This is a genomic window from Aquimarina sp. MMG015, assembly GCF_018100855.1.
Classification (GTDB): domain Bacteria; phylum Bacteroidota; class Bacteroidia; order Flavobacteriales; family Flavobacteriaceae; genus Aquimarina; species Aquimarina latercula.
The window spans coordinates 155,486-174,563 of the sequence record NZ_JAGJEB010000008.1 but is presented as its reverse complement, the minus strand read 5'-3'; the positions used below and the strand labels follow the sequence as shown (position 1 = coordinate 174,563).

At 32.0% G+C, this 19,078-nt stretch carries 13 protein-coding genes; all 13 read right to left on the bottom strand.

Annotation, left to right across the window (positions count from 1 at the left end):
- Entirely contained in the window at positions 1-621 is a 621-nt protein-coding gene (locus J8L88_RS16480; RefSeq protein ID WP_211061303.1) for a hypothetical protein, read from the bottom strand.
- Positions 622-623: 2 nt separating this feature from the next.
- The gene (locus J8L88_RS16475; RefSeq protein ID WP_211061302.1) at positions 624-4,730 is read right to left on the bottom strand and encodes a DUF6531 domain-containing protein; all 4,107 of its coding nucleotides are present in this window, start codon (positions 4,728-4,730) and stop codon (positions 624-626) included.
- Positions 4,731-4,732: 2 nt separating this feature from the next.
- Positions 4,733-6,094 (bottom strand): hypothetical protein, encoded by a 1,362-nt coding sequence (locus J8L88_RS16470; protein WP_211061301.1) that lies wholly within the window; start codon positions 6,092-6,094, stop codon positions 4,733-4,735.
- Positions 6,095-6,100: 6 nt separating this feature from the next.
- Complete coding sequence (locus J8L88_RS16465; protein WP_211061300.1) at positions 6,101-7,888, bottom strand: type VI secretion system Vgr family protein; 1,788 nt, start codon at positions 7,886-7,888, stop codon at positions 6,101-6,103.
- A 427-nt stretch (positions 7,889-8,315) separates the two neighbouring features.
- A complete protein-coding gene (locus J8L88_RS16460; protein WP_211061299.1) occupies positions 8,316-9,788 on the bottom strand; it encodes an SH3 domain-containing protein in 1,473 nt (490 codons plus the stop codon).
- Between the two features lie 90 nt (positions 9,789-9,878).
- Positions 9,879-10,475 carry a hypothetical protein gene (locus tag J8L88_RS16455; protein ID WP_211061298.1) on the bottom strand — a complete coding sequence of 199 codons (597 nt, stop codon included), beginning with the start codon at positions 10,473-10,475 and terminating at the stop codon, positions 9,879-9,881.
- Positions 10,476-11,459 carry a hypothetical protein gene (locus J8L88_RS16450; protein WP_211061297.1) on the bottom strand — a complete coding sequence of 328 codons (984 nt, stop codon included), beginning with the start codon at positions 11,457-11,459 and terminating at the stop codon, positions 10,476-10,478.
- Positions 11,460-11,615: 156 nt separating this feature from the next.
- Positions 11,616-12,350: a hypothetical protein gene (locus tag J8L88_RS16445; RefSeq protein WP_211061296.1), complete on the bottom strand. Its 735-nt coding sequence runs from the start codon at positions 12,348-12,350 to the stop codon at positions 11,616-11,618.
- A 1-nt stretch (position 12,351) separates the two neighbouring features.
- Complete coding sequence (locus J8L88_RS16440; RefSeq protein ID WP_211061295.1) at positions 12,352-14,550, bottom strand: hypothetical protein; 2,199 nt, start codon at positions 14,548-14,550, stop codon at positions 12,352-12,354.
- A gap of 8 nt (positions 14,551-14,558) precedes the next feature.
- Complete coding sequence (locus tag J8L88_RS16435) at positions 14,559-15,218, bottom strand: hypothetical protein (RefSeq protein ID WP_211061294.1); 660 nt, start codon at positions 15,216-15,218, stop codon at positions 14,559-14,561.
- A complete protein-coding gene (locus J8L88_RS16430; RefSeq protein ID WP_211061293.1) occupies positions 15,215-16,747 on the bottom strand; it encodes a PAAR-like protein in 1,533 nt (510 codons plus the stop codon). The genes J8L88_RS16435 and J8L88_RS16430 overlap by 4 nt, the downstream gene beginning before the upstream one ends.
- A complete protein-coding gene (locus J8L88_RS16425) occupies positions 16,740-17,627 on the bottom strand; it encodes a hypothetical protein (RefSeq protein WP_211061292.1) in 888 nt (295 codons plus the stop codon). Before J8L88_RS16425 ends, J8L88_RS16430 begins: the two co-directional genes overlap by 8 nt.
- 10 nt (positions 17,628-17,637) lie before the next feature.
- Complete coding sequence (locus J8L88_RS16420; RefSeq protein WP_211061291.1) at positions 17,638-19,077, bottom strand: DUF2235 domain-containing protein; 1,440 nt, start codon at positions 19,075-19,077, stop codon at positions 17,638-17,640.
- Between the last annotated feature and the right edge of the window lies 1 nt (position 19,078).

Here is a 19,078-nt window from a genome sequence, read left to right as displayed (position 1 = left end):
CTACCAACTAGCTTCCATTTTTTTTATGATTTCTGGTTTTGATTTTTCAGTATCTAGCGAGTTTTCTTTAAACCATTGTATAGCAGTACTTTTATCAGTAACAAGAAGATGCATTGCAGAAATTCGTACTTGGCGTCTTATTTTTTTAAACTTATGGTAATCATTAAGCCATTCATGTTTGTTGTCAATTTCTTTTAAAATACTTTCTAGTGTTGGAAACTTGTTGAATAAATTAAAACCACCATCTTTAATATTTTCAATAATTTCATTGGCAACACTTTCTACTTGATCCGAATTATTAATAGGGATTGAAATAAAGTTGTTATCCGTATCTTTAAAGTGACCGATAGATCCAGTAATTATAGGATACGAATTTAGAAAATCCTGAATTATCTTTTTGTCTAAAGAATTCACTTCCTTATAATAAATACCCGATGTGACACCTATATATGTTTGATCTGTATGTGGAGCTCTTCCTTTTCTGGAAGAAAAGGAAATCACTTCTTCTCTTTTATGAAGTTTTTCTTTCTTAATAAAATCGTTTTTACCTCTTTTTGTATATCCTTTATCTATTAAAAAAAGGCCTACTTTATCTTTTACGGCTTCTAAAAGTTCATTCATGCTTAATTACATCTTATTACTGTTACTTTATCGATTCCATCTACTCCGGCTACTTTTGCTTTATTACCAGTTGGAACTATATTGTGATTCCCGCTATTAACTTTTCCGTCAAAAGTTTTTTGAGCTTTTCCATATGATGCCGTTTGCGAATTTTTGACTTCAACACCAATTATTTCTCCAGTATCTACATCTTGAACTACGATATCATATCTTCTGCGCTGTCCTGTATCTTGATCTTTGAAAGATATTTCTTCTCCAAGAACATCATATTTTGGATCAGATTCAAAATCTTTTACAACATCAGCAGCTGCATCACTACCAGGTACAGAATCTCCAGGATTCTTTGGTAAAAATTTTCCTTGAGCATCTCTACCTTGCTCGGCCAAACCAAAAATATCAATCCAAGAATTAGTGTCTCTTACGTATGAATAATGATTTTTATTGCCTCCTTTCAGACCCATCGGATCTTGACTTAAATACACTCCTTCATCAGCCGAATAATATCTAAATCGATTATAATATAAACCTGTTTCGATATCTTCATACTGACCTGGATATCTAAACGGACAATCATTCAATGAACCTTTTACAAGTTTACGTACTTTTCCATAAATATCATACTCTACTTGCCAGGTTTTTTCTCCTTTACTATTATACATCTCTACAGGAGTACCTAGGTAATCCGTTATGATAGAGTAGGAGTCTTCTGCTGTTATCTTAGCAGCAGGTTTAAAAGTGCCTTCATCAAATACCCAAGTAATTAAATTTTCAATAGGTTCTGGTTTACTTTCTTTGAGCATACCATATTCATCTACTACTAATTCGGGTCTTTGATTGAGATCATATTTCCATTCATGGAGAGGTACGTTGCCATCCCAGACGAATCTTGTTATTTGCTTATTGGCCTTCGACAGGCTCAGGCTGACATCCGTGATCTTAGCTGTACGACGACCAAGTGCGTCGTATTCAAATTCAGTAGTGCTATTTTTTGGATCAGTAACTGATCGTAGCATTCCGTTGCCGTACCAAGAATATTCAAATGTGCCAGTGGCACTGATTTTGGTGATTAGATTTCCTTCGGCATCGTACTTAAACTTATTTCCATTGGCTTCCAGTAATTGTCCTCCAGTTCCATATTTTCGATCTCCTTTACCCTCGGTTCTGTATAAATTACCTACTTCGTCTGGTAGTTTATAGTCAAACTGTTTGTTTTCATATCGTGCTCCTGCCAAATTATTGAACTCGTCATAACTATAGGCTACAGTTCCATTGGTTAATTGATCTACCATTTTGGTCAGTCGATCATTTACGTTCCAGGTATAGGTGCGATGACGCATTTCTTTATTGGTAGCCGTTACTTTGTGTTGTATTGGTCTGCCCGCTTGATCATATTCGATATGATTAATGATACCACCAGGAAGCATTCTTTCTACTTCCATTCCTAAGCTATTGTGTGCAAATTGTGCATTCCAAGCTTTCGTTGATTCTTCAGTTTGAGATAGATTGCTAGCATTTATTTTTTCTACCAATCCAAGTTTATTTCTTGTCAACGCAATATTGGCTCCAAGACTACTTGTAATGTTGGTTCGGTTGCTTAAAGAGTCGTATTCACTTTCTACCAGGTGTCCGTCTTGATTTTCAGCGATTATGCGTCCTGCAGTATCTCGTATGAGTTGCACACGACTATTTTCATTTACAGCTTCAATCAGATTACCGTTAAGATCATAACTATAGGTTTCCCATGTACCATCGCTGTATTCTGCTCTTGTAATTCTACCGTTAAAATCATATTCGTACTCCGTGTATTTATCATCGGGTCTATTTACTTTTAATACTTTTCCTGCTCGGTCCCGATCATATTTTCGGGTAAGTCCATCAAAACCAATTTCTCTAATAATTTCTCCTTTTTCATTTCTAGAAAAACGATAATATTCATTGTGCTCATTGGTAATGGTATTCAGTTGTTCTTCTGTATCATATTTAAAGTAAACTTTTCTACTATTTTCTTCTCTCATTTTGAGACTTCCCATAGGAGTGTAGTCAAAATTAACTTCTCGTTTCTTTTGATCTATGGTCTGGATTACCTCATCATAGGCATTATACTTTAATTTAATAAGATTATTATCTGCTTGTCGTATTTGATAAATACGGTCTAATTCATCATAAAAGAATTGTTGTTGATGGTCTTCAGAATTTTTGGTATGTAAACATCTTCCCCAAGGGTCATATTCCCAAGTAGATTCAGCATTATTAGGTAGTGTTAATTTATTTAGGTTATGATCTTCATCATAATTTAGAAAAGTTCTATTCCCTGCATTATCTCTTACTTCCTGAATTAACCCTTTATTATTGTACTCAAAAGAAGTAACGCCTCCATCTAATCCAATTACAGCGTGTAGACGGTCATTTTCAAAAGTTTTTACTACAGATCCTCCAACTGGGTCTTTGGTAAGAACCAATCTATCTTTTTTGTCGTAAACAAATCCAATTACAGAACCATCTGGCTGATGTAACCCGGTTAGATTTCCACGTTCGTCATAACTATATCCTGTTATATTTCCTTCTTCATCAATATCCCGATAGGGTTCCATATATGGCGTATATTCATGGAAAATATGATCTCCCATTGGATCGGTAACTTGTGTACAAAGATTTTGATTGTTAAAGTAATAGATACTCTCTTGATCTAGTGAATTGGTAATTACATTATACCCTTGGTTATATTCAATTGTTCCTGATAATATGCCTCCATCTCCCCAGGTTCTAATACATTTAGCACCAGTTTTTTTTCCGTCATATTCCCAATAGAATGCCTGACCATTACGATCAGTTTTCTTTATCATTAGGTGATTTTCATATTCCATCACCGTTTTTTGATCTAATGCGTCAATGATTTCAATTAAATCTCCTTCTTCATTATAAGAATATTTTACTAGCGTTCTGGTTTCTCCCTGATGCGTAGCGGAAACTTTAGTTATTTTGTTTTCTTCATTTAGATCTAAATCAATTCTTCTGCCAGCAGTATCGATGATTTGTTCTAATTTATAAACAGCGTTATAAATGAATTGAATTTCAAAACCTTCAGGATTTTTTAAACTTGTCGGTTTGTATAATGTATCCGTATATTTCTTAAATGTATATGTTTGTTGTGATTCATTGTCAATAACTTCATAGGTGCTTCCATCAATAAAGGTAAGTGTTAGTTTTTCCGTTCTGTTATAAGAAGTTTCATTTTCTGTAAGCAACATTGGGAAAGAAGTTATTCTTCCATCTGGTAATCGCATTACAATGGAATCCTCATCATAATCAACGTGTAATGAGAGATCATAATTGCAATGCATTCCATGTCCCATCATTCCTTCATATCCAGAATCTGAATACCAATTTCGTTCCCAACGAATAGGTATTTGTCCAGCAATGCTAAAATCTTCTCCTTCATATACCATACGACCTGTAATTAGGTCAACCGGTTCGAATCCCATTTTACACATTTTTTTACTAAGACCTTGTGTGGCAGGAAATTTCTTTAATACTTTATGATTTAATTTGGTCAATCCTTTTCCAGCTCCTTTCATAAGAGCTCCAAAACCGTATGACATCACTAAAGCCATTAGCATTCCCATCAAATCTGGAGCGTAGGGTCCTCCAACATTAACAGGCTTTCCCATTGGTAAAGGAACACTCATTGACGATGGTAGATACAAACTAGGAATTGGTTTCATCTTTTTTCCAGGAGTCAATGACAACGGCATCCCGATGTCATTACATGTCATTGTCATATATCCTGCAGGAGTAAAATAGGCATCTTCTGCGCTTACTTTTGTGCTTCCAAAAAAGTTCATAGAATCGTGACCAATCATCGGAGCCATTGCAAACGGACCTCCCATAGGTATATGAACTACTGTTCCGATCATTCCTGCTGTTCCACTATTTCCTTTGGGAACACAGTTTACATTTACGGTAGATCCAATAATAGGAACATAATCCATAGGATCAATAACCATACCTATGTATGGATGAGGAATTGGAATAGGAACTCCAGGCGGAACGATTATGATATGTATATCAATTCCGATGACAGGAGTAAAGTGTTTACTTGCTAATAACATATCTAGAACCAGTTTAAAATTGAAAGACTTTTTTTCTCCATTTCTTTACGATGTGTTTCTACTTGTTCTCTCCATTCTTCTCCTTCAATTTCTTTCATAAAGAGATCAATAGATTCACATTCTTCAGTATTTCTGTTTTTTTCGCAATTGTTATAATAATCCGCTGCGATATATGCCATACACGTAGATTTTATTAGCTCTGTTGGCAGTGTTACTCCATATTGGTATGCCTCAGTAATAATAGCTGTATAGCGTTTCTTGTCTCTTTTTTTTATGACATTATATCCCAACCACCATGCTGTCAATGCTTGTGGACCAAAACCATATTCAATAGACATCTGTGCTTGTTTACAAAATAAATCTGCTGCTGTGTCTTTTTGTTTTTGTAATTGCTTACAACTTGCTTGATACCCATAATTTTGCACAATAATTGGCTTACAAGTATCATCACCTACAGATAGACCTTGTTTTGCTATAGCCAGACCTTTTTGTAGTAGTTCTTCAATAGTTTGATATTCTTTGAAATTGAAAAGCATTCCAGCATATATGACATGAGCAGTAGCAAAGGCAGATTTACTTCCAGATTTCTGAGTAACCATTAATCCTTTTTTACCCCAATTATGAAGTCGTGGGAGATTTTTTTTAGTTACACTTTTGGACATTTCTATCATGCATTGTCTAAATTGAACTTCTGGATCATTTGGATCCCCCGCTGCTGCTATTTTGTTAATAGCACCTTGTAAATCAATGGGCACAGCTAAAGATTTAGAAACATCCTGATGTGTTTTTATAAGTTGATCAAAATGCCTTTCTTCTACATAATCAAAAAACATAAGTCTCACTTTATCGGGTATCCCTAATTGTATAAGATTGTCAATCCATTTACCATAATCCTTAGTGTCTTCTATAGAGTAGGGATAAAGCGATAAAGTTAAATGTAGTTGAGGGTTAGGCATTGCTTTTTGAAAAGTACTGAGCATCTCCAATAATAAAATATTAGAATCAGTATTCTCATTCTCTAGTTTTGCCTCATAGTCTGTAATATTCCAATTGAATTTTAAGTTCCTAACTTTTAGTTCTTGTTGTAATTTTTCGTCTTTTTTAAAAGTTTCAATCCAATCTTCTATTAATTTTCTGCTGTGAGTTTCTTTTGTTTCGAAAGCTGTAAGCAGCACAATTGGAACATCGGGAAGTCCTCCATTTGGAGTAGATTCTAATCTTAGAAAACCTTCATATAGTCTAGCTTGATCAGGTTTGATTAACCATCGCACCAATTGAATATGATTGTGCGGACTTACCTCATCAATCCATTTTTGTTGAATTGTGGTAATTAATTGCGCTATGGGATTATGCTCATTATTCATGATATATTACCCACAATTTAGATTTAACAAACCTCCTTTTACATTAGTCATTGCAGTACCATCAATATCCGTCATTCCTTTACTAGTAAGCTTTAGTTCTGCTTTTCCTTCTACCAAAGTACTAGGTGCTCCGACTTCAACTTTAGCTCCACTATTGATAGTAACTTTAGCACTACCATCATTAAGGATTTCTTTGGACTTAACATTTACCTTATTTGTACCGTCAATATTTACGGTCTCCGATGCATTAATATTAATTTCTTTAGACGAAAAATTAATTTTTTCTGGAGCACTGATGTTTATTTCTTTTTTGGAAGTGTCTAAGATGATAGAATTTCCATTTTTGTCAGTTATCGTAATGGTTTCTTTTCCGTCTTCATCAGAGAAGGATAGTGTATGACCACCTCGAGTTTTGATCGCTTTGATATCATTCTTTTCAGTTTTCCAATCACCTGCATTGCTACTTCCTGTAAAAAGAGCTCCCATTACATAAGGTCTTTCTGCATTACCTCCTTCAAAACCTACGATAACTTCTTCATCTTTTTCAGGTGTAAATTGAAAACCTTTACCACCTCCTGCATGCGGAGTTAAAACACGAAGCCATGGGGTTTCTTCTCCGGTTGCTTTTTGCCATGGAAACTGAACTTTTATTCGACTCATTCCTTCTGGATCGGCATTATCCATTACAGTAGCTACTTGTGATTCACTCTTTGGAAATGCCATCATATTAGTATTAGGATAGACATCTAAATCAGCAGTTACTCCTACAAAACGATTTTGATACTTTCCATTTTCCGTAGAATTATGAGATACACTTATAATTCTAAAACTTCCATAATCAGAGTTTTCTCCTTTTATTTTTACAACTTGACCAAGATTTACACCAGGATTATCACTTACTCCATGTATTTCAACTTGTCTTACTTCTGTTGCTTTCTTTTGTTGCTCTACGTGTTTGTCTAGTCGTTTTTTTAATTGCGGATCATAATATGAGTTTACGTAGATGCTTGTTTCTTTAGCAAAGATTGCCTCACTTTTTTGACTTGTAAAACCATTAAATCCATTGACACCAGAATTTATTTGAGCAGTAGCCATTTCGTGCTGCTCATCGGTTAGGTAATCATTCGTAAAATATTTAAAATTATTAGGAGTAGGATTGAGATTTAAAGAGAATTCTTGTAAATCATGGCCGTAATTTAGTTCTGTTGCTTCTTTATCTTCGGGTTTTCCGAATACTAGTTTACTACCATCATAAAAAAACCATTCGCTGTACTGGGCAGCTAATCTACTAGCATATTTGAAAGCGCTCTCATTATGCTGTACGCTATAATGAAGACTTTCTGAGTTTTGAGGACTAATATTAGTATCAAGTTTAGACTTATCATATCCCTGAAAAGTTTTATCCAATATTTCAGAAAGTCCAACATCACTATGAGAGTCATAATGTGGACCATCATCCGTAATAATGCTGCAAGAATGTGCTTTTATAGAAACTAGATCACCGCTTTGTTGATGAAATCCTTTTGTATTACTTACTGAGGTAACAATACCTTTAAACTCTAATTCTTTATATCCGTTTACAGTATCTAAAGAGGATACTTTTACGGTTAGAATTTCGCCAAGATAATTTTTGCTTTCCGAGGCAATTTCTCCTGCGATAGTTTCTAATACATCCATTCGACATAAAAGTTCTAACGCATGATGTGCATCAATTTCTTGATGTAACATTAGTCTTTTATAGGCTTTTATAGGAGATCCTCCGATAAAAATTTGTGTGTTTGATTGCAGTGCCATGATTTTCCTTATTTCCAGTTTTGTAAAATGCCCTAATGCTAAAAATTCATTGTTTAGTCAACTATTAGTATACGATTTATAGTGATAGTTAACAGTTCGAACGATTTGGGGAAAGAATGTATATTCGAATTGCGTAAAAACTATCAAAAATAGTACCTAACTATTCTCTTATAAAAATACTTAAAATTTTAAAAATCTTATAGTTAGCAACGTTATATTTACGTTTTCTTACACAAAAATGGGTTGTTTTCCCCCTTTATTTTGTACGTTCTACTTTATATACAATCTATAGTGTAATTGTTACCCCTATACATTAGAAAATGTTTTATAGGTGTGTGATAGAAATTTATGGAAGGGAAGCGGGGATTCTATTTTGGACAGACTAGAACCTCTAAGATTATTGGAATAAAATGTTATATTAAGTTTTTTATTTATGTATTCTAATATGTATATTCTGATAGGATTTATTATAATTCCCTGAGCTTTCCCACATCGTGGCTATAGGAGTTGCTTTTACTAGAAAAGAGAGATTAGAAGTCCAGAGAATTTCTGTGTTCTCCATATTTTGTCCCCAATAAACTATTTCTATTATACGTTTTAAAGTAATTTGATTCTTATTGTCTATTGTATAAATGAAAAACTCAGAACGATGATTATACGGATTAAAATAAAAACAAATTATAGTTTTTTTGTCTGGCGAAATATGTGGGTAATTTGGGAACCTAGTTTTTATTTCTCCATTATTTTGATCAACAAAAAAGAAATCTCCTTCTTCAAAATAACTTCCTGTTATTAAGTGGTAATTGAATGATTCTAAAAATCCGATATATTCATAAGATTCCGTGCTCTCTAAGTATTTTGTGTTATTAACGAATGTTTTTTTCTTCCCATTTGTTAACGGTAGAGTTATTTCTCCTTTTTCTATTATTACGTCATTATTCTTATTGATAAAACTAGTTGGGATACTATCGTATGATTTATCTAAAACAATGGAATAAGTGTCATCTAAACAAACCTTCTCTCCACTATTAAAAGGAGCCTTATCATCCTCTATATGTGTATTAGAACATAATTGAGTATTATATAATTTTAAATCTGTATCATCAACAAGGTATCCATCAAAAACATATCTTCTTTTGTTGTAACCAGATTCATAATTACATATTTCTACTATAGAGCCATTTATGATTTTTCCATTATCATTTACAGATAATTCTTTATTGGTATATTTTATAATATTTACTTTTTCTCCATACAGTAATTTTCCAATTTTGTTTCCATTTTCATCTCTGATATTAAGCCCATTTAATGCTTGTACATATTTTACTGCTAATGGATCAAAATAATGAATACAGGTATCTGGGATGTCTCCATTGTAATATTCTTTTTCACTAACAATTTCACCTGTATCTTTAAAAATAAAATTTATGTATTCTATCTGTTCTGGTTCGATATATAATGCATCCATTCTGTGAATACGGTGTCGGGTAATAGTACTTTCTGATAAAGTCCATCCTTCTGCATTTTCATCCAATGCAAGTTCTTCTGAATCGATAAAGTTATATTCTAAATCGTAATTTACAAGGGTGGTATGAAGTTCTTCGCCCCAATAATAATAAACAACCCAAGTTTTATAATTCTCGGATAGATCAATACTATAAAGAACACCACAATCTAATCGCTCCCAATCTTCTGTGATTTTATCAAAATGAAGTGCTTTTTTTTGAATTAATGTAATGTGATTCGTCGGTGCGTTCTGATCTAATTTCGTTTTTTCTTCTAGTGGAACTTCTTTTGTAGAATAATCATTTAAAAACTTATAATTAAACTTCTCTTGTCCAAAAGATAAGGTTACAGTAACGATAGAAATGAGCAAAATGAATGTTTTAAGTCTTTTCATAAGATTAATAAACTCCTGTTAGATAATTGTTTTCGAATTGATATAATAGTTTTTCTACTTGAATAGTATTTTCTTATTCGTTATGAAACATTAACATGGAAAGAAATAACGAAGCTCCACTAGTTTTTCGTTTCGAAATGTAAATATATAAAGATCATCAGATAAAGGATGTGTCATCATATGAATTGTAGTAATCCCGTTTTTTTCGTCATCCTTATTTTTCTTAAAAGATACTGGGAAATCTTGTTTAAAATTTAGCAGCGTATATTTTTTTGAAAAAATAACATTCTTATGTTTAATGGTAAAATTGGAAGATTTTAAATCTATTTCTCTGAATGCATATTCAGTTTTTGATACTTCAATTTCACAATTTAGATAATTCCATATTTCATAGGAGTCTTCTATAACATAACCACAATCGTCTTGTTGTTTTCTTATGGAATCAGCTTTTTTTATTAAAGGTTTTAGAATATTTATTTCTCCTTGTAATGGGTATTTGTTATTTATAAATATGATTTCTGACAAATACTCAATATCCGATTGTTGATGCGAAAGAGTACCTTGTTCTATAATTGAAGAAATACTATCTTTTTTAATTATACTTATATCAATTTCTTGAGAACTTATCTTTGTTGTATAACTACTAAGAAATAAAATACATAGTATTAAAGGTAATATGTTTTTCATTTACTTATTTCCAATAATTTCTCTTTTAAGTAGAACTCCTTTATCTGAATATTCTTCGGTCATTAGAAGTTTATCTGTTTTTTTGGTAATGGTATTTATTACGTATCCTTCGTCATTTACCTCCTCAATAGTTTCTAACATATAATAATACCATTTTTTAACAGGAATTCCATTGGAATATTTGGCTTCAACATAAGTTTCTGAATTGACATAACCATAATTTGGTTTTTTTTCTACCCAAGATCCATGTTTTAAATGATCTTTTATTAAACCTTTTTCATATTTGTTTTCATATGATCCATCAGATTTCTCAAAATAATTGATTAAAGTCCCTTCATCATTTAGGGTAAACTTATTTAACATATGAACATAATATTCATCATTTCCAGAGACACTACTTACGGTTCTTGTGTTAATGATATAGTTATTGTCGATAAACCAATATTTAGAGGTTTCTGTTAAATCCCCAAATAAAGTATAACCAATATTATAAAGTTTGATTAATTTGTTTTGTTTTTTTATCACTAAACAATATTGAATTTCCAAGTTACTATTATCATTACATTTCTTAGAGACTTTTTCAATAGAAATATCTAATCCCTTTTTTTGAGGAAGTTTTAAAATATGTTCAAACGAAACAGATTTGGAATCTTCTAATAGTTCTTTTATTTCATAATATGGATATTCGATAGGTATGTTAGAGGTTAAACATTTTGATTCTTTTGTAGAACTGATTTTATCAAAATGATTTGATATAGAATCTAATGTCGAACTTAATTTTTTGTTGTCAAAACTTATAACTTCTGGGAAATCAGTAAGTATTAGTATATTTCCTACGGGTAAAGAAATAGAAAAAGAATCGAAATTAGGTGCATCATAACTACTAATCGATATAACTTCACTTGTTTTATTGTTATAATATTTTTTTTTATAACAACTATTCAGAGAAGTGAAGAGTATTAGCAATATAAATATGGACTTCAATATTTTTATTGTTTTTTGTATATATTATAACGAAAGTAGGTTAATCATTTTTTTTTTAAACCTAATACCGTAAATAATTTGTTTTTTTGATTTGCAAGATTTCATATTAAGTTTGCATGGTCAATAACAAGAAAAATTAAGTGTAAGAATACTTAATTAGGGTTTAATGGATAAAATTTCACCTTCATTAGTTATTTTGAATTTTTCAATATCCGAAAAGTTCACTTTCCCTTCTTCATCTTCCATATAGTATCTAATTGAAATGGAATAATCTTTATCAATAAAAAACAACTTGGTCTTTGCAAAAATACCATCACTATAACTATAATAAATATTAAGAGCATCTACAATATTATTTTTATTATCAAGAATGACTAAATCTTTTCTATTAGTAAAAATCATATTACCATCGTAATCTAAACTTGAAGATTTCCCTTCAAAAATTGATAGTTTTTTGTCGTTTATAATAGATAATTCTTTTACTAATTTAAAGAAGTTATATCCTTCTTCTGATTTTAGAAAAACTGAATCTTTTGAATCTTTTGAATCAGATAAATCAGGTTTGTAAAAAGAATTTAAATTTACGTCGTCAATAGTCTTAAAATGAATACTTGCAATACCATTGATGGTGTCATAATATTTGAGAATTTCTAATAATAAAGAAGAATCTTTTGCAATTTTACTTTCTATATTATTTAGTAACAACTCTTTTTTTCCTATTGGGAGTTTTGTCTTTAAAGTATCTTCTAGTAACCTATTTTGATCACTATTAATAGCAATTGAATCATTTATATTTGTGTCAATGTTCTTCTTACTGTATTTACAACTAAACAAAAAGTTAGTTACTAATAATACATATATTATAATTAAACCAATTTTTTTTGTGTTCATGTTATCTGTATTTTCCTACAAACTCTCCAGAATGAAGATGATTATTGTGAAGTTTTCCTCCGTCGCTAGCATGATTAAAAGCTTTTTTGTCTTTACCTCTTAAAATTTCAGTAAATCCAAAATTATTTAATGCGTCTATAACTTTTTGATCTTTCGTGTTATTTCCGAGATAATTAGTGTCTATACTTTGTCCATTTATGTGTTTAACACTTGGAAAAGATGTTCCATCTTTCTCGCAACTACCGCCAGACTTAATATTTGTATATTCAATTTCCGCTAGTACACCAATAAAGCCAGCAAAGTGTTCTGGGCCGCAATATCTCCTAGCAGTTTTAGTAAAATTAAAGATAATTTTTTGATCTCCTATTGTTTTATTAAGTTGATCAGGCATTTTCACAATTAAGGCTTTTCCCGATCCTTTTTCATAAGTCACTAATCTATAATTAGTACCTTTCTGTGGATGATAAAACTTTCCATACGTTCTTATTGTTCCATCGGGATAAGAGTATTTTTTTCTACTTGCAGCGTGAGAATATGTAACTATATTGTTTGAATCATAGCCTGATTTAACAGTGTGAGCTGTTACTTTATCGTTAGACACTCCTTGTTTTCGTTTATCTATTTCGAATAGATCACTGGAACATATATTATAAATATCACCATTTTTATCATGATACCTATATTTTACTTTTTTAAGGGCCTCGAAATTTAATTTACTGATATATCCATCGTGATATATATGAATAGTATCAGGTGTGGTTAGTTTTAGTGCTCCATTAAAATCCTTTTTTATAGTAGTATTAGGATTTTTAACACTATCACATTGCGATGTTAGCCAAACGGATGTTGTTTCACGTTTAGAGATTTTATTTCCTTTTACAGTGTTTTCATAGACCCAACCTTTAGATACCTTGTGATCGGGAGCTCCTCTGTAAGGTTCTATTTGGATAGTTTTACCCTCTAATGCTTTGTCAAAAACAATAGTCAGTTTATTAGTACCACCTGTTTTAGTAACAGTTCCATCGGCTGCGGTTGTTTCTAACACGTCCACTAATTCTGATTTAGCATATGTATAAAAACCAGCTTTACTTTTGTCCTTGATAACCGTACTTTTTTCATCAACATAAATACACCAACGGATATTGTTTTTATCTTCTGTAGTAGCCGTAGACTTATATTCATCTATTGTAAATACAGCATCTTTTCCTAAAATATCAATATTTTCTGGTCCACTTATCTTTTTTGGAAAACTTTTCTTTGCAGCATTTTCGTCAAAAGTCAGTATAGTTGAACTTTTATCCGCATCTCTAGTTGTTTTAAGAGCTTTAGCATCTTCTATAGCTTTCTTACCATCATCGGTTTCGTCTTCTCGGATATATAAGGCTTCTTGCCAACCCTCAAAACTTTTATGAGCATCCTCGCTTTCAGTTTTGATTTTGTCTTCTTTAGGGCGCAACTGTATTTTTTTGATACCTACTTCTATTTTATTTTCGTTTTCTTTTTTGTACAAAAATAAATCATCCCCATCTTTGTTGCCATTTTCTTCTTTAACTTCTATCTCTATCCAATCACTAACTTCTGTATCGGTAGTAGTGTCTTCTTTTTTAGCAAAAACCTTTACTGGTAAAGTATCATCTTTGGTTTTTAAGATTTTAAAAACACTTTTGTTTTTGTCATCTTTATCTTTTTCCTCCTTTTCGTGAATCTTGATCTTTACTTTTTTGTCTTTAAGATTTTTGGTCTCTGTAATAAGGTATACTTGATATCCCATTGGCGCAGAAGGAATCTTTTTATAATATATCTTGGTTTCGTTTTTATATTGGTCAAAGGTTAAAGTACTATCTTTTGCGTGACTTTGTAAAGGCCATTTTTTACCTGTTTCCTTTTCATTAATAACTTTTGTAATGTCTTTTAGCTTTACTTCCTTATGTTGCGATGATAATTCATCATTTATACTTTTATGGATAGCTTTGACTACATTAGATCGTTTTGTTTTGCTATCGGTACTCGTTTCTTTATCAAACGTATATTGATAGGTGCCATCTTTTAAGGATTCTTTTTTTACTGTTTTTTCCGCAAAATAAGCGCTAATAACTTCAGGTTCTAAGACATTTTCTAAGGTCAACGTTTCATTATAAGTGAATCGTCTGTCAGCCGCTGTTATGGTATCAATAACTATTTCTAATTCCTTATTACTCATAGCATCCTTTATATATAGTTTAGCAAAAGTGATGTGCCCTTATCTTTGAACGTGATATCCAGCACATGGTTATTTTTACTATCAAAAACTTGATAGGTGAAGAGGTCTTTTTGAAGATGATATTGTAATTTTTGTATTTTTTCAAATACCTGATATAATGTTTCTAATCTAAAATTATTATCATCTACTTTTAATTCACAAAAATTAGTGTTCATTTTCTCTTTTATAGAGATGGTGTTTTCTTTATATCTTTCGCCAATAACTATATTTTTAATTGTGAATTGTTCCTCATTCAATTCATATACCATAACCAAATCTTCATCACTTACTTGATCAAAAGAAAATTCATTTGGAGGAGTATATAAATATACATCACTGGCAGTTAACGATAACGAAGTGCCATATTGATGATCTTTATAGGTTTGTGGTAAACTATCCATATAACTAGAGTTTTTTAGAGAGTCTACAAAATGCTTCTGAGCCTCTATTTCTGCTAGTGTAAATTGATGTGTTTTTTTTAGTCCAGTAGTGTTGTTTTTTAAATTAAAGACATAATTAGCGTCATAATCATTAAGGGATGTATAACGAATTTCCATTTCTTGTTTTTGTGATTTACAAGAAAACAGGAGTGTACAAATCAATATGGATATATAACTATATCTTATCATAATTCTATGTTTAGCATAATTGCAAATGGTTGAAACTTATTTTTATCTTCTACGTTTTTAAAATGTTGAAGACAAAACATAGATACTAATCCAGGGATCCATTGTTTAGCCATTCCATCAGCTCCTCCATCTTCCCATCCAGCTCCGAAAGTGTCAAAAAATGAAAGGTTGGTAATCGTGGCACCAATTTCACCATTTTGATCATAAATTTCGTAATTAGCTAAGCAACCTTGAATACCTCCAACAAAAGTTGCAATTTCGTTTACATTAGGATTCATTCCCTGTAAAGCGCTGTAGTAGGGCAGGCTAGTTCTAAAATTATATACTTTTTGTGGATTTTTGGTTACGTAGTTGTTTTTCTTATATTGATCTACCAATTCTTGTTCAAGTTTAGGTATAAACTCATCCTTGAACTGGCTGGAATCTTTGATTTCTCTAACTGGGTTTGATTCGTTGTCAAAAATAAAGTTACTCCCATGTCCATCAAAAAAGTGATTGGCCAAATCCCTTCCGTTTTTACCAAACCCATCTTCGATATCCGAGAAGCTCCATAAAACTGCTTTCATTTCTGTTTTAAGCATCGCAGTAGGGTAGGACTTAGTAAGATTAATGTTTGTAACATCATATCCAGACATTCCATTTTTTTTCATTAAACTTTCACTAGGAGCATCCGCATAGATCCAATCATATGCGCGCTTACCCTTAGAATTAACAATAATGATCTTTCCATTTTCGTTAATACGATTTCCCTTATTAACAACTCCAGTTTCTAAAATCACCTTTTCAGAAGAGTTTTCATTTGATGGTTCACTATTAGTTACTGTCGTTGGCGAGCTATTAGAGTTGGAAACTGCTGTTTCTTCTTTTTCAGGTTCATCAATACATACTAGATCTAAAGCTACTGTGCCATCGGCTTTTACATTTCCTAAGTAGGTTAACTCATTTTTTCCTTCTTTTATCTCCTTACCGTTTTTTGCTTTTACTCGTACTTCTACTTTTTCACCAACTTCCATGTTTTCCGTTTGTACAAACATGGTTGCTTTTTCTCCATAATTGATTTTATCAATCTTTTCTTTACCAGCAGCATCCATCCAATAACTTTCTACTACCTTGGGAGCTTTGTCGTTGCCCATCATCGCACCAGGAATAGTCATTGCAATTTCCTTGAATTTTTCACTAGCATTACCACCAGTATTGATCTGCATAGGTTGCATAATGGTAACTTTACCTCCAGTACCACACATACATTCAGAATCTTCGTATAAGAACTTTTTACTTCCTCCTAATGTTGAGGTTTTAGTAGTTTTAGTCCACTTTTGTAGCGCTGGAATACAAGGTAAATATCCACCACTAGTTGGTTTTAGTTTACATTGTCCGAAAGTAGCAGGCACCTGCACATCCATATCCGTAGCTTTAAACTTGCCCTGGATTTTTACTTTTTGATTTTGCGTTACTAAAAGCTTAGCAGGTACAAAGCCCTGATTGCATTCTAGTAATGCGCCATCTAATACATATATTTTACTACTCATCTTTTTCTAAATTAAAGGTTATGGTAGTTGTTTTTTTATATAAATCCTTTACTTCGAAGGAGTAATTTAGTTTTCCTTTGGTTACCAGTCCAAATTGGGGTTTTACTTTATAAGTACCCCTATACTCAAAATCTAACGTGTGTTTTTCGCCTGGAGATGTCGGTAATTTACCTAAAAAACCATTTAGTTTAGCTAATGGAAATTTATTATGATCGATATCCATTTCGGCATCTGATGTAATAGTTACTTTTGTGAACCCAATATCTTGTTTAGAAATCTTTTTTTGCTCTAAAATCGGGATGTTTATATTACCAAGGGCATTGGCAGATACTTTAGTTTGTTGTGCTAACTTTTTATCTTCAAATTCTTGATAAAAAATATTAGTAAAAAAGAATTGATAAAAATTATCTTCTAAAAATACGCGCTGAATATTATCTTCTTGTAATTGCCAATCAAAATCACTTGTCATTTTAAGCAAATCTGGGTATTCTTCTAAAAGATCAATTTTTACTTCTTTCCATTTTCGTCTTATTTCTTTGGTGTTGTTTACCTTATTCAATTTAAAACTCTTGTCAACTTTTAGTTCTAAAATATCATTAACTGAAGCAACTTTTAGCGCAATTTTTTGTGCTTTATCTATCTTACGAATAACACTAAATTTTTCATTTAATAGGAATCTCTTTTTAACTTCCATTCTATAATTTAGAAGCCCTTCTTGATCAATTCCATAAAAAGTTAAATCAAATTCGATCCCCACAGCAGCATAGGATTTATTTTTACCTTGTTCTATAAGGTTAACCACCTCAGAAGTATAGGTGCGTGTAATTCGCTCTCCATTGAGTTTTATAATCTGATTGATATGTGGTAGGGCACGTTGCATGATTATTTTGTTATCCAGCTTGTGTTACTCGTTCTCGATTACCATTTACTCTATTTGGTCCCATACCTATACTACTGTAATGAGCAGAAAAATGGAAATAACGGTTTCTAAGCGTCTCTAATAATATTCTATGTTCTGGATTGTCATAAGACATTTCTACACCATCGTTAAATACATATTTATCCAGAATGGTTTTAGCTGAACTTAATTCAGTAGGTATTTTAAACTCTCGAGAGATTTTGCTCATTATTAAATTCACATTTTTATCAATTGAGAATTTTGTCATAATTTGTAAAGGAATAAAACTGTATTTGTTACTTAGACCTTTTCTATCTCCAGTGAGGGTTCCCCAAAAATCACTTACCGTTATTTCTTTAGGTTTAAACCATCCTTGATCAATGAGTAATTGCCTTTCTCTTTCTAGATCATTAAGATTTGTAATTGTATAATCAAGACGAACTTCTTCATCTGCATTATCCACATAACCGCCTCCAATGTCAGAATGAACTCCAGGAAGAAATTTCTCGACACCTCTATTACCTGTACTTCTTATATCCGTAAGTCTAAAATTACTTCGATGTTCATCGGCGGCAGCAAGTTGCAATGTATGTTGAGATTTTTTTACAGCGTTTAACTTTAATTGAGTAGTATTATTATCGTGAGACAGTCCTAAGGAAGCCACCGTATCAAATAATCCTGCAAAATGAATTATTATCATTTTTACTTTGATTCCTTTTTCTTCCAGGAATTCACCAAGTGCTCCATAATCTACCTTATAATAGATTTTTCCACCGCGTCCTACACGTTTTTTAAATTGCCCTTTTCTTTGAGTTATTTCATATATAAAATTCCTTGCAGCTGCTGCACCTCTACTAAAGCCGTACGTTTCTATAGTGAGTATGTTAATATTTGTAATACTTAAATCTGCAATAGCATTAGATACTTCTTCACACCCTTTTTTTACTTTAGCTCGGACTCCAGTAGATCCTGTACCTAATCCCATTCCCGTTTTAGAATCAGAACTTTCATTTTCTGTACCAATACCTTCTATGTAAATAGAAAATTTTTTTATTGTCTCTTCTTCTACAGGTTCATAAGCTGGTTCCATTCGGGATACATTAGAGTGATCATTATCGTAGCTACCTGTTTTATTAGGACTCCATGGAGTTCCCCACCAAAAGTCGCGATACTTTTTTACAAGCTCCTCATCATGTGGCTCACCTCGTTTCATCTTCTCATACTCCAAACGAATATTCGTATTTTCTCTATTGTTGGCTGTTCCATCAAAAAAAACAGCGGCTGTGACATTTACAGAATCATCTGGTGTTAACTCTTCATACTCCGCATTCCCTACATGAACTGGAGCGGTTTGCACATTAACTCCGCTTAGTACATTTTTGCTAGCCTCTTGAGCTCCCGATGATGTAGCTGTCAATCCAATACCTCCCATA